Source organism: Nocardia sp. CDC519, from assembly GCF_059509835.1.
Genome location: NZ_CM183377.1, coordinates 4211119 through 4223244, shown reverse-complemented (window position 1 = coordinate 4223244; position 12126 = coordinate 4211119). Strand labels below are relative to the sequence as shown.

12 protein-coding genes are annotated in these 12126 nt (G+C 64.1%); 7 read left to right on the top strand and 5 right to left on the bottom strand.

The window, feature by feature from the left end:
• Nucleotides 1–2 precede the first annotated feature (2 nt).
• On the top strand, nucleotides 3–1748 hold the full coding sequence (locus AC5W7N_RS18950; RefSeq protein WP_130915530.1) for a hypothetical protein: 1746 nt from the start codon (nucleotides 3–5) through the stop codon (nucleotides 1746–1748).
• Between the two features lie 763 nt (nucleotides 1749–2511).
• The gene (locus AC5W7N_RS18945; RefSeq protein WP_130915531.1) at nucleotides 2512–2841 is read left to right on the top strand and encodes a hypothetical protein; all 330 of its coding nucleotides are present in this window, start codon (nucleotides 2512–2514) and stop codon (nucleotides 2839–2841) included.
• 52 nt (nucleotides 2842–2893) lie between these two features.
• On the opposite strand, the gene AC5W7N_RS18940 is transcribed toward AC5W7N_RS18945, so the two are convergent.
• Complete coding sequence (locus AC5W7N_RS18940; RefSeq protein ID WP_130915532.1) at nucleotides 2894–3688, bottom strand: hypothetical protein; 795 nt, start codon at nucleotides 3686–3688, stop codon at nucleotides 2894–2896.
• Between the two features lie 32 nt (nucleotides 3689–3720).
• Entirely contained in the window at nucleotides 3721–4452 is a 732-nt protein-coding gene (locus AC5W7N_RS18935; RefSeq protein ID WP_232052003.1) for an LGFP repeat-containing protein, read from the bottom strand.
• 705 nt (nucleotides 4453–5157) lie between these two features.
• On the opposite strand from AC5W7N_RS18935, the gene AC5W7N_RS18930 reads away from it, so the two are divergent.
• The 3 genes from AC5W7N_RS18930 to AC5W7N_RS18920 all read left to right on the top strand — a co-directional run bounded on the left by AC5W7N_RS18930 (nucleotide 5158) and on the right by AC5W7N_RS18920 (nucleotide 7063).
• Complete coding sequence (locus AC5W7N_RS18930; protein ID WP_130915533.1) at nucleotides 5158–5364, top strand: NUDIX hydrolase; 207 nt, start codon at nucleotides 5158–5160, stop codon at nucleotides 5362–5364.
• Nucleotides 5365–5684: 320 nt separating this feature from the next.
• Nucleotides 5685–5942 (top strand): hypothetical protein, encoded by a 258-nt coding sequence (locus AC5W7N_RS18925; RefSeq protein WP_130915534.1) that lies wholly within the window; start codon nucleotides 5685–5687, stop codon nucleotides 5940–5942.
• Nucleotides 5943–6172: 230 nt separating this feature from the next.
• Nucleotides 6173–7063, top strand: a complete 891-nt coding sequence (locus AC5W7N_RS18920) for a dihydrodipicolinate synthase family protein (protein WP_165448784.1) — start codon at nucleotides 6173–6175, stop codon at nucleotides 7061–7063.
• 3 nt (nucleotides 7064–7066) lie between these two features.
• Here the strand turns inward: AC5W7N_RS18920 and AC5W7N_RS18915 are convergent, their stop codons facing one another.
• The gene (locus tag AC5W7N_RS18915; RefSeq protein WP_165448785.1) at nucleotides 7067–7690 is read right to left on the bottom strand and encodes a P-loop nucleotide/nucleoside kinase family protein; all 624 of its coding nucleotides are present in this window, start codon (nucleotides 7688–7690) and stop codon (nucleotides 7067–7069) included.
• Between the two features lie 476 nt (nucleotides 7691–8166).
• Between AC5W7N_RS18915 and AC5W7N_RS18910 the strand changes: the two genes are divergently transcribed.
• Entirely contained in the window at nucleotides 8167–9717 is a 1551-nt protein-coding gene (locus AC5W7N_RS18910; protein WP_130915537.1) for a PIN domain-containing protein, read from the top strand.
• Nucleotides 9718–9838: 121 nt separating this feature from the next.
• On the opposite strand, the gene AC5W7N_RS18905 is transcribed toward AC5W7N_RS18910, so the two are convergent.
• Nucleotides 9839–10273: a hypothetical protein gene (locus AC5W7N_RS18905; RefSeq protein WP_197731451.1), complete on the bottom strand. Its 435-nt coding sequence runs from the start codon at nucleotides 10271–10273 to the stop codon at nucleotides 9839–9841.
• 211 nt (nucleotides 10274–10484) lie between these two features.
• On the opposite strand from AC5W7N_RS18905, the gene AC5W7N_RS18900 reads away from it, so the two are divergent.
• The gene (locus AC5W7N_RS18900) at nucleotides 10485–10688 is read left to right on the top strand and encodes a type II toxin-antitoxin system ParD family antitoxin (protein WP_130915538.1); all 204 of its coding nucleotides are present in this window, start codon (nucleotides 10485–10487) and stop codon (nucleotides 10686–10688) included.
• Between the two features lie 58 nt (nucleotides 10689–10746).
• Here AC5W7N_RS18900 and AC5W7N_RS18895 read toward each other — a convergent pair whose 3' ends face one another.
• A complete protein-coding gene (locus tag AC5W7N_RS18895; protein WP_130915539.1) occupies nucleotides 10747–11160 on the bottom strand; it encodes a hypothetical protein in 414 nt (137 codons plus the stop codon).
• Between the last annotated feature and the right edge of the window lie 966 nt (nucleotides 11161–12126).

Sequence of the window (12126 nt, the reverse complement as noted above, 5' to 3'; positions counted from 1 at the left end):
CGATGGCGGGGGTCGACGACACGCCGGACGGGCTGTCGCCTGCTGAGCGTGATCAATACCTGGACCGTTACGTTCCAGACAAACTCCGCGCCGGCGAGATCCCGCGAACGCCCTTTGGTTGGCGGGAGACCGCCGGCTTCTGGCGCGCCCAGCATCTTCAGGGAAAGACCTTGGAGAAGGGCATGGACGTTGTGTTCGGCCTTACCCGCGCCGGCTGGGAGCGCGAAGTACCCCGGCCTGTGGGCCTGCAGGGCGGCAAGAGCATTCGGGTGGACTTCTACCTCGGGCGGGGCCTATCGCCATCAGGTCGGGTGGAGAACAGCGAAGCGAAATCAGGGACACTCAAAGACCGCGACGTCGAGCAGTTACGCGGCTATCACAAGCTGCTGCGCGCCGGCGAAGTCGTCCGGCTCTACACACGGGCCGAACGCGACAACGAGATGTCCAAACAGGGCCGCGCCTTACTCGCGAGGCTGAAGAAGGAGTTCCCCAACCACTTCCTCCACAAGCCGATGAACGAGCGCGTCTACCAGCGCATCATGGAAGCTGGTGCGCGGACGATGGAAAAGGAGCACCAGCAGGAGCTGAAGGCAAACCTGGCCAAAATTCCGCAGCGTGAACCGCCGAGCTTGTCGGTCGAGCGGATCTCGCGCGACTACGTCGCCCATGTCGCGCGGGAACGGGCCGAAGGTCGTGAGGTCGGTATCGAGCAGCTTCGGTTCATGCACCAGACGCTGCGGGAGATGTCGGCCGCGCAGACGAAAGCCGAACGCGACCTTGCGATCGAGGACCGCAAGGGGCTCGGCCTGCGCTTTCACGCCGCCCACGATCTCGAACAAGCACACGAACTACGACTCAGGCAACAGCACGCCGACCGCGCCAAGCAAGTCGATGCTCTCACCCGCGAACTGATTTCCCGTGAACACGCGCTCCTCGACCGAGAGGCCTCCCATACAGCAGAGCGGATTGCGCGACAAGAACGCGACAAGGCGATCGATCTCGACAACGCCCGCGAGAGTTTCCTAGGGCTGTCGTACTCGCTGGGCAAAATCCAGGCCGTCGAGCAGAATATGCACAACGAGACCGCCCGGGAGCTGCCGGCAGCCCAAGCACAGGCGTTCGTGCAGGAAACCGAATCGGTTCAGCGTGAACGTGACCGGCCTGTGGTCGAAAAGATCGGCGCGATCGGCGCCACCGTCGAACGCGAGGCCGCACGCCGCGAACACCAGCGACTGCTGAAGGCGGCGCGGGAACAAACCATCGTGCGGCTGACCCCGATCCTCGGCGCGAAGGAGGCACAAGCCCGGGCAGCTACTCAGTGGGTGGCACCGCCACGAGGCGCGGAGATCGGCCGCGACCCGCAGCAGATCCTGCGCGATCGTGACCGCGCCGCCCGCGAGCGCGCAGCCCAAGCGAAACAGCTCGAAGCACAGCAGATCCAAGCACGAATCGAGCGCGGGATGGCGCCGGAGGTCGCCGAGCTAGCGGTGTTCCATCAGCGAAACCGCCCCCGCGATCCGCCATCGCACACTTCGAGCCACGAGGAACGGTATCGAGCATTCGCTGAACGCGAGGTTGACGCAGCACGCCGACGGTTGATCGAGCAGGGTATCAGCCCGGAAATCGCTCAACGCGCGGCCGAGGGACGTCGACCGGACTCACCGAAACCGATGCCGCGACTGGAACGCACCGATGACGACACCGGCCGCGACCGAGAACGCGAACGCGGCCTCAGCCGCGGCCTATAACCACAGATGGCGACGCCGTTTCGGGCCTTGAGTCGCACCTTGGAGGTATGTCGGGGCTATCGGTTGATGGAGATGCCGACGAGGTCTTGGAGCCGCAGCGCGCCAGATGCCGCGCAGTCGGCAGACCTTCGAGCGCACGGTCTCGCACAGCGTGTGTCAGTCACTGCGGAGTCGGGCGTGCATGTGCATGTCATTTCTTCCGACCCTGTGACGGTCGGCCGCACGCATAGTCCCTTCGAGCGGAAAGCCTCAATTGGTCGCGACCCGGCACGACTGCGGGATATTGGCTGAATGGGTGAGCTCGATGCGGTCGAGACGGTCTCGTGAAAAGCCGACTGCGTCACCGTCATTGCTGCGTGCGGGGCGACGGCACTGCTACGCCAATCCGACACGGTCCAGGAGGCGAGTTCGGTCACCACTTCGACGTCGGAATGACGGAGACCGTTCCGGCTGGCCAGCACGGCATCACAGGTAACCGCCCATTGGGCATTGCCGGTCGACGGGACCGACCGCCAGCGCTCGGTCCATTCACGCACCTACGCGACGGAATCAGCTCTGCCTACGTGCCAACGTTGAGTGGTCCCATCCTGAAACGCAGCGAATATCCCTAAAAAGGCCGGAGTCCACGACCGCATCACGACGGCGATCGGACGCCGAAGCGTCAGACAGTCGGGTCCGCCTTCGGGCAACCTCTCAAGTGAAGGTCGACGGCACACCGGATCGAATTCCCTATGGCCCGGGATGGCGGGTGCAGAATAGGTGGATGTTTGGACAGGGCAAAGCGTTGCAGGCAGCGAGTGAGAACTTTGCGCGGGCGCTGCCGGTTACGCCGGAGTTGGTGGCGGCGGCCGAGGGGGTACTCGCTGCGATCGAGGCCGAGATCGACGAGATGCAGGCGCAGGCTGCTCGCATCGCTGGTATGGCGCAAGACGAGGGTGCGGCGATGGCGGGTGCTGCACGGTCTGGTGCTGAACGGGCATTGAGTGCGGAACGCAGCCGGTGGAAGAAGATTGTCGATACTCTGCGGGAAGTACCGCCGCGGCCCATTGATACGACTGGACATGCCTATTTCGAGGGCCAAGAGCCCAACTGACGTGCGTACTGTGGGGGAAACACATGGATTCGCCCACAGTAGGGGGCACTGTTTAGGTGTTGCCGGCGATGAACTTGCACAGCCCGGTGTCGCAGGTCGCTCGGTCGGATTGCGAGCTTCCTACTGCGCTGAGCCAGCCTTTGCCTTCGGCGGCGACGAAGATGTCGTGGATGTCCCAGAAGTAGCGCTTGGGCTCTGACGGGTAGGGCAAGGCGTCGAACCCTTGCTCCCAGTACGGTTCGTAGACCGACTTGCTGATGTGCAGAGACCCGTCGTTGTAGTTGTCAGGATTCTCGTACTCGAACACATCGAGGTCGGGCATCAACGGCCGGTCCTCGCGGATTCGTAGCTTGAACTGCACCTCGATCGGGGTGCCGGAGGTCTCCCACCAGCCGATCGACACATCCCCGCTGTGGTTATGCAGGGATAGGTTGATACTGATCTGCGTCGCGCCTTCGGTGCCATCGGAATAGTGCCAAATGATGTGTTCGAAGGTCTTGACGGCGTGGAAGTCGTCGACCCGCGCTTTGGTTGAGGGGCCGTCCTGTTCGGGTATTTCGGGGGTCGCGTTGGGGTCGTCGAGTGTGGTCTTCTTGCCGGTGGTGATGTCGACGTACTCCACGCGTGGCTGCTTGTCCCGTGCAACGTCTTCGGTGAATGTCGCGAGGTCACCGATGCAGATCCAGTTGAAGCCGTCCGGTGCATGGGCTCGGGCGTACTCGGTGCACGGCGTAGTCGGAATCGGGGCTTTACTCGGTTGCGCCTGAGCCACGGGAGTCAGCGCGGCGGTGGCGAATGCTGTGGCGAACAGTATCGGCAGTACGGTGTTCCGTAGCCGGAATGTCATGGTGTGCTCCTTGGGTTGGGGTTCCGGCAATGTCAGAACGGGCGGTAGTAGGCGATTCGGTCCTGTTCGAAGTCCTGAGTGACCCAGCCTTGACCGCCTGGGTCGGCGTAGGTGTCGGTGATCGGATAGCCGTGTCGCCCGGCCTCGGAGCCCCGGGACCGCCAGACAGCCAGAATCCCTGCATCGATCGAATGTGCTTGGGTCACCGACGACCAGTAGATGGCGCCACCTTCGAAGTTGTTGAACCGGCCGTCGTACTTGGCGACCGGGATCTCGTCGGAGGTCGGGTAGCCCAGGTGTCCACCCTCGGCGCCGAGGGTGTTCCACTTGTCGCGGATCGCGCCACCGACTGCGTATGCTTCGTTGAAGTGCCAGTAGATGGCGCCGTGGTCGAACTCTTGGCGGCGGCCGGCATTGGCACTGGGAATTTCGTCGGTCGTTGGGTAGCCGAGCCATCCGGCCTCCCACCCATTGCGCTGCCACGCGGCGAAGAAATGGTTGACCACCGGGTGTGCTCCGGCCCAGGGAGCCCAGTAGATCGGGCCGTTCTGGAACACCGACCGCTTCCCGACGCCGTCTGGGTTCGTCAGTTCGTTTGTGGTGGGCCACAGTAAGAAGCTGTTGGGGCCGCCGAGCTCGTTGTACTTGTCTTTGATCGCCCCGCACACCTCATAGGGCGCCGGCCAGTACACCTGACACCCCGGCGTGACGAAAGCTTCCACGTCACCACCCCCGGCCGCTGCAGCCTCCATGGTCTCAGCCATATCGGCTTGCTCCTTGGTGAACCCCTCCGGGACTGCTTCACGGTCTGACCTCATCTTCCCGGGAACGACTGTGGCATTAGGGTTCTCGGTTGCTTTCCACGCGCCGGTCGCAGCCGGGTCGTCCTCGGCGGGGGAGGACGTCGAGGGGCTCGGCGGCGATGGCGTCGGATCCGCATATGCCGGGCCGACGCCAATCGCGCCTGACACAGCTAGTACGGCCGCAGCGATCGAAGCCGATCGAGCAATCGACCGGCACGGCAGACGATGCCCGTCACGGGAGCTGTGGAATTGATGCATGTGAGCCCTCCAATGGTGGCAAAAGCACTGATATCGCAGCGGATTCAGTGCAGATGAGAAACTCTGACTTCTCCATTCGAACATATGTTCGCACTGCGTGGGCAAACATATAGACGTCTGACCAAGATGTTGTGTCACCGTTACAGCGAGGCCTCCCATGCCTGCCGGTGCCTTGGGCAGGCGCGTCCGGTCAAGCAGTGATGCGCAACTCCATTTCGAACGCCGATCGAGGGGCCTGACGCTCAACCGCTTGGATTGCGCGCGCAACACCGGTATCGGCGACGACGGCTTGACACCTTCCCGCTGGCGGCATAGAAGTGGGTGAGACTGCCACGGCCGCTGTGATCGCGGAGTGCGGGTAGAGGTCGGGGTGCGCGTCGCAGCGCAGGATGTGTACTCGGCCATGTCATGCACAACGCATCGGGCGGCGGCCGGGCCGAGTTCTTCTTCATCACCATCCGGTGGGCCAGAGAATCGTCGAAGGGCGAACCGGGTAAGTGGGCAGGGCTGGCATGGTTCGCCTGGAGTGATCTACCGGATGCGATGATTGTCGACTGCTGTGTCGCGCTCGGGCCCAGCGAATCCGGGCATCTCTACTCCGAATATGGTTGGTGACCATAGATTCCGCCGACCTCACGCCTACGGTCACCAGGTAGGGGTCGGATCTCGGCTCGGTAATGTCGAGGGGGCGGCCTGTGGGGATCTGGATGCGCACGATCCACGGTCTCCACAGGCCGCGACCGCGCGTTCTGTGCTTGGACGAGCCCGCACTGTGCTTGTCAGCGCGCGGTGCCATACTGGATTGTGACGCTAGAGGCTGGTGAAGCCGTTGCCGCGGCCGGACGCCAGTGGTGGTTCCCCCTTTGGGGTGGCTCGTCGTTGGCGGGCCGGAGCGCAACGGCGGCGGCTGCACGGGCTCGCGTCAGGCTTTGCCGATGGCGGGAATCGGAATGCGAGGCTTTGCCCGTATGGCCGACGCCATTGATACACCGCTGGCGGCCGGATTCTCTGCTGTAGGTGTGATGTCCGGCCGCCCCATTCCGAAAGGCCCGATCATGAGTACGCCCATGCACCGCGAAGCCGCCGCCCGAATCGCCCACGCAGCCGAACGTGACCCTGACTCGGACACCGCCACCAGTGGCTTCGTCGACCGAGCGGACGCTGCCGCTGAGCGCAACGACAACGACGACTGACCAGCGCTGAGGTGGCCACGGCCACGGTCGCCCAGCCGTGGCCACCCCACCGGCGCAAACTACAGAGGAGTACCCGGCCACGACGACGACGGCCAGGCCGTGATCCGGATTGAATGCCGCCCACCGGGGCAGAAGCGGGCATATCGCTGTCTGCCGGACTCACCAGATGCGGTGATCGATGGCGACGACAACACCACGACGGGTAGAACGACGTCATGATGTGGTCTCCCGTGGTAGCTGTCGTTACCCCGTTCGACTCCCGATTTCGGATCGATTTCGGCGCACTGGGCGCGTACTTGGAGCTGCTGACCGAGGCGGGTGTGCGTAGCGTCCTTGTCAACGGGACGACTGGCGAATTCGCCAGCCTGACCGTAGCGGAGCGGCGCGCGGTCGTGGAGTTCTGCCGGGAGAAGTGGCCGTCGCAGCTGATCGCGCATGCGGGTGCCACCGCGGCCGCGGACGCGGTCGCCATGGTCGAACACGCAAACGACCACGCCGATGCCGTCGCTGTGATCGCGCCGTTCTTCTTCGCCGGAGTCTGCGTGGTCGGGGTTGAAGCCTTCTTCGATCAGGTGCTGGCATCGGGCCAAATTCCGGCGCTGCTGTACAACTTCCCCCGCCATACCCAGCTCACACTCGACCCGCCTATGGTGGGGCGATTGGCTGCCCGGCACCCGCTACTGGTCGGGGTGAAGGACTCGGGTAAGGATCGCTCGGTCACCCGCGCCTACCAACACCATGCCCCGGGCCTGCAGGTGCTGGTCGGTGACGACGGCCTCGGGGCAAGGATCAGCGACCTCGGGTTCGACGGCGTTGTCACCGGCGCCGGCGGCCCCGTGGCCGAGCTGCCGGTGGCGATCGCGGCGGCGCTCACAGCAGGCGATCGGGGCCGCGCGGACCAGATGCAGGCGCGGTTCGACCACTACACCCAACTCCGGCGTGCGACCCCGATCTCCGACATCGCGTTCGTCAAGGCGGCCCTCGGCGCGCGGCTGCCAGGTTTCCCGGCCCATGTGCGGGCGCCGCTGGACCAGGCCAGCGACGAGTGCCGGGAAGCGATTCGCGCGTTCATGCGCACGGAGGTATCGCTGGACGCGCACGCTCGACCGCCGCAAGTGTGAGCGCTAGCGGGGTCCGTTGGCGATGACGAGATCGACGACCTCATGGGCGATCTCGCGGACTCCGCTGTCGAGGACCTCGGTCCGGTAAGTCTCCCAGTCGGCGAGTTTGGGCTTATCGCGGTCAAGACCTCGCGCAGCGATCCGGTCACGAATGACCTGGACCGGGGCGTCGATCCAGATGGTCGTGATCGGCGCACCGCTGGGTCCGTAGAAGAGGCGGAAGTGCTCGGCCAGGCTCCGGCGGTGTTCGGCAGCAGCGCGGATCGGGGACAGGAAGGGCGCGTCGAGCACCACCGGGCAGCGGTCGGCCACGGTCAGACCGGTGCGGATCAGTCCGTCGTAGATACCGGGCGCGACGACAGACCGGTAGGCGGCCGAATCGCGGTCGTAGCGGTCGCCGGTCAACCGCTCGGCAACGGTTTCCTCCAGCAGGGGCGCGAAGGTGTCCTTGTCCAGCCGGACCGCATCAAGGTATTCGGCCGCGAATTGTGATGCGGTGGTCTTGCCGGATCCGGGAAAGCCACACACGACCACAGTGCCGCCATTGCGGTGGCGATGCAGGCAAGACCGCATCGCGTCGCGCGCCTGGCCGCCCAGCAACTGCCGGTCATCAGGCGCCGAGCTCACGACTGGGACGCCCCCTGCTGCGTCCTCGACACGTTCGCCGGTCAAGCCGCACTCACCCCTAATCATCCCGCGCCCCGAGGCATTCCAACCGAGGCACTGCTATGACCATCGATCCGCTCACCAGGCGGTCGCGGCCCAGCCGGTTGCGGCGAAAGCGCGCCCGCCCAGCCTGTTCCGCACAGTACACGGCATGTCGGGCCGATGCTCGCCTGAGCCGGCCTCTGCTTCCGGGGCGTGCACAGGGATACGGCGGCGGCGACTAGGGACGGGACGAGCAGGGAGAAAGGCGGCGTGACGCAGAGCGCTCTGAATGGCGAGGCTGGTAGGTATGCCCGAAGATCTGATGCGGCTGCGCACTACCCAGGCAAACGCCGAGGAGCTGCGACGCCAGGCCGCCGAATGCCGCCGCGTTCAAGCTGAGAAGCAAGTTGACAACAACGGGTAACGGTTGCTGCCGCGGCGACGACTTTAGTGCTGTGGCCATAGTCGTTGCCGACACCAACATCCTCGCCGACTCCCCGAAGCTCAAGAGCGAGGAGTGGCAGTCCCTGATCAAGAACAGGGACCACTGGGAACTTCGGTTCGCAGTGCCTGAAGTCGTCTTGATGGAGACGGTGAATCTCGTCAAGAGAACATGGGACAGGCGCCGTCAACAGGTATCAGAGCTGAAGGTCGGCGAGTTCGGCCTCAACGATATGCAGGAATCGATGCTCGCCGGGATCGACAAGTGCTCAGCAGAATACGAGCAGTGGCTTCGTGACTACCTGGAGTCCATCGAGGCGACCATCGTGCCTCCGCCGCCCACCGATCTGATGGTCCTGGCCAGGCGGGCGTCTGAAACGCATCCTCCGTATAGCCCTCGCGGAAAGGACGGCAAGGTCGTCAAGGACGGGTTTCGTGACACCCTGATCTGGCTGACCGTGCTGGCGATCGCGGAGGACAACGCCGATGAGGAAGTGTGGTTCATCAGCGACAACCACCAGGACTTCGGTCCGAAGGTAGGTAGCTGGACTGGTGATGGCACCGGCGAGCGCGATGATTGCCCGATCCTCTTTCATCGCGACCTGGTCGCTGAGCTGGAGAGTCGTGGTCTGGCGGGCAGGGTCCACTATGTGGTCAGCGCGAAACGGCTCGAGCAGCACTTCGCGGCCCGGTTCGCGCCGATATCGGATGCCGACCTCGCGCAGCTGGTCGATCACCTCGACAAGAGCGCGCTCGCGGAACGATTCGTGGAGATGGCCCGATGGCTCGAGCTGGATCCCGAGCAGGCGGCTCTTCCCCTGCTGACCAGGGCCGCCCACCTTGTCGGGGCACGAGAACCACTTGAGGGGTGGCGGTTCAGCGAGGCCGCCGGCCGCGGAGAAGCTGGATGGACCGCGCGGTTTGCTGTCGACACCGAAGTAGATATCGAGCTTGTTCGGGAGGAGCAGAGTTCCCTGGTCCGGGGCGAGGAGACCAAGATGCTGCGGCTGTTCGGCGACATTACTGTCTCGAACGAGGGACGGATCCTCGATGTTGAGGTGACGTCCGCCGAGGCTCTGCCCGGTGACGTCATGCGGGCGCGGTGGCGTCGGCGGGCTCAACGCGCGCAAGTGGACGTGGACATGACGTCTGCCCTGAAGGACTATCAGTTCACCGACATCGCGGCGAGCTTCGCTGACCAGATGCAGTTACCCGATATCGCCACGACCTTCGCCGCGCAGAACCAGATGCCCAACGTCGTGGACGCCTTGACCAGTCAGATTCAACCGCCTGCAGCGATCACCGAGCTCATTGCGCAGCAGCTTCATGTTCCCGAAATCGCAAAGATCGTTGCCGAATCGCAGAAGGTGGCAACCTCCGGCATCGCGGAGATCATCGCGCAAACCCAGCAGGCCCAGTACTCGAGCATCGCGGAGATCATCGCCCAGGCGCAAAGTACTCGCTCTCGCAGGCCGCGGCGGGCGGAGCCGAGCAACTCGGAGGGCGAGCCTTCCGTGGAGGAAGGCGAAGACGAGGTTCCTGGCAAGTCGGAGACTGACGAATAGCTGGGTGCTGACGTTGTGACTGGCCCTGGCCGAAGATCCGGGTGACGTTGCGTTCGCGCTTGACGTTGGCGCGCGCCGTCGAGGGAACGGCGAAGTGTTCGGATTTCGCTGGTGGCCTTGGTCAGGTTTCATTGAGTGCAACCAGGAGTCGTCGCAGTTTGGCGTTTTCGTCGATGAAAAGGTTCCCTTCCGGGTCGTGGAGCTGCCCCGTGAGATCGCTGATGCGGGCGTCGCGTCCGCGGATGGAAGCGCGGAGCGAGGCAATGAACGGCTCGGCGTTGTGGGCGCGTGCGCGCCAGGACGCGGTGTCGGCCTCGAGGGCTCGCCCGGCGCGTGCGGAGTTGGCGGTCGGGGAGGCGTCCCGCACTGAGAGGACGGCGCGGGTAAGTTGGGGGCGGCGTTTGTAGGCGTAGGTCTCCTGCGTGGATGTCCCGTAGCGGGTCAGCACTGCCAGCGACGGCTGGTTTAACTCCCGCTCCGGTGTGAAGATCCAGTGCGATAGCCGGCCGTCGCGGTGGCGGACCTTCCGGACGGCGAACCGGTTGTAGATCAACATGATCCGCTCGAATCTTAGGCGGTCAGACCATGGAAGATGAGCGTCGATGGTGCAACAGTCTCTGCTTGGGCTGAAGATCGTTGCCGATGTGGTTGAAGGTCGGTGAGACGGCTCCGTGCGGGTGCGCTTGGCTCTGCATGACTGGTCAAGCTATTCGCTGCCTGTCCAGGTCAGGATGGTCAGCAGTGACAGCAGTCGGTAGTCTTGGGCCATGGAGAGGAACCAGTCCAAGCTGGAGGCGCTGCGGGCTGCCCTCGCGGCCGGCGAGGACAGTGGGCCGTCCACCGAGTTCGACGTCGGACGCCGCATCGATGAGCTCGTCGCGCAGGCGGCCGGCGCCGATCTCATGGATGACTTCCGGGCGGGTCGGTTGGTTCGCAGCAGTGAACCAGCTGATGTGTCCGAGCTGCCATGATCTCTTCGTTGGATGCAGGCCCCAATAGGAGGACCAGACCGATCGGGCGATAGCGGGCTCAACAGGTGCCGATGGCCTGAGCGCGTCGACGGCGGCCGGTGCCGATGTCGGCAACGCGAGCGTCGGTGTTGGCAGTATCTTTCTCCGTGGCCAGCAGACTGATCACCGGCGCATAGAGTTTCACTTGTTCTTCCAGCTCCGCGTAGCGCGCCAGGAGTTCAATTCCCTTCTCCTTGAGCTTGTCGTAGTCGCTGGGTTCGCCGGTGGCCGCGGCCGCTTGGGCGGCCTTGACGGAGGCTCGAAACAGTTCTTTGAGGTCGGTGTGCCAGTGGGTGAGCCTCCAGCGTTCATAGAACGCAATTCCTGACGCAGATATCCGTTCTGCAAATCGATCATCAACACCAGGGTCGTCATCCGCGCCGTCCTCCACCCACAAGTAACTCGCCCCATCGACATGCTGGGCATGCCGCATCCGCACCGACGATAGACCAGACCGACCGTTGCGCTGAGCGTCCAGACGCAGGTCCGCGTGTTCTGGCGCGAGTGATCTACCCGCGTCGGTCGTCCAGGGCCTTCCCAGTGGGAATCGGCCACCCAGGAAACGGATTTGCGAGGAGCGACCCGCGAGTTCAGCGGATAGACAGCCCCGATTGGGCTGCAAGGTTGCGCCTTCCGCCCGGTGAGGCGCAGCGCCGACAGCAGCCTGGTAACGCAGTCGAACGACCTATGAGACGGTGCTATCGATGTGCGGGCGAATCCAAACTCCGCTCGCGCGAGCATGTTGCCGCACGAGAGGTCTGACGGAATCACTTGCCCCGTCGTCGCGACGACCGATGCGGCTCGACGGCCGGGTGGCGGCCGCCGAGATGGGAAAGTCCTGCCACCAACCCACGCGTCGCTTCGGGCGAAGACCTGGTGCGATAGGCACTTTCACCATCGAAGTGGAAACTTGAGACAAGGACTGGCGTTGCCGCTTCAACCTGGGTAGTCTGCCGTGTGCAATTGCATTTGCACGCACGCTTCATCGAGAGGATCGCGGGGGGTGTCGGGTCTGCGCGTTAGCGCGTGAGTAGTTCGGTCTCTCAGCTACAGCCGGCACGATGGCTCTCGATCGAAAGAGGTATCAGAAGTGGCCCACCCGTTCCCGCGGGTGAGGCCCCCATTTGTTCACGTCCTGACAATCAAGCACGCACGCACGTCCTGACATGAAGGCACTTCAATGATACAAACTGGCGCGGGAACAACCAGCGCAGCAAGCGGTTCGGATAAGCAGGGAGTCGTTCTCGCGCTGGCGTTGGCCGCAGCTCTTGAGTTCGCGACCATCATTGGGCTGATCAGCGGTTTTGTCGTCGCAGTCTCGGGTACGTCTCTACCCCAGGCGATCCTGTCCGGCGGCGGCGCTTTCGTTGCTGTAGCGACCCTCGGGATCACGATTGTC

Excerpts from the sequence above, each read along its gene's own strand:
- AC5W7N_RS18940 (WP_130915532.1), bottom strand. The coding sequence starts at position 3,688 with ATGACATTCCGGCTACGGAACACCGTACTGCCGATACTGTTCGCCACA.
- AC5W7N_RS18895 (WP_130915539.1), bottom strand. The coding sequence starts at position 11,160 with ATGCGGCATGCCCAGCATGTCGATGGGGCGAGTTACTTGTGGGTGGAG.
- AC5W7N_RS18925 (WP_130915534.1), top strand. The coding sequence starts at position 5,685 with ATGGCGGGAATCGGAATGCGAGGCTTTGCCCGTATGGCCGACGCCATT.
- AC5W7N_RS18945 (WP_130915531.1), top strand. The coding sequence starts at position 2,512 with ATGTTTGGACAGGGCAAAGCGTTGCAGGCAGCGAGTGAGAACTTTGCG.
- AC5W7N_RS18900 (WP_130915538.1), top strand. The coding sequence starts at position 10,485 with ATGGAGAGGAACCAGTCCAAGCTGGAGGCGCTGCGGGCTGCCCTCGCG.
- AC5W7N_RS18905 (WP_197731451.1), bottom strand. The coding sequence starts at position 10,273 with ATGTTGATCTACAACCGGTTCGCCGTCCGGAAGGTCCGCCACCGCGAC.
- AC5W7N_RS18935 (WP_232052003.1), bottom strand. The coding sequence starts at position 4,452 with ATGGCTGAGACCATGGAGGCTGCAGCGGCCGGGGGTGGTGACGTGGAA.
- AC5W7N_RS18930 (WP_130915533.1), top strand. The coding sequence starts at position 5,158 with ATGCACAACGCATCGGGCGGCGGCCGGGCCGAGTTCTTCTTCATCACC.
- AC5W7N_RS18950 (WP_130915530.1), top strand. The coding sequence starts at position 3 with ATGGCGGGGGTCGACGACACGCCGGACGGGCTGTCGCCTGCTGAGCGT.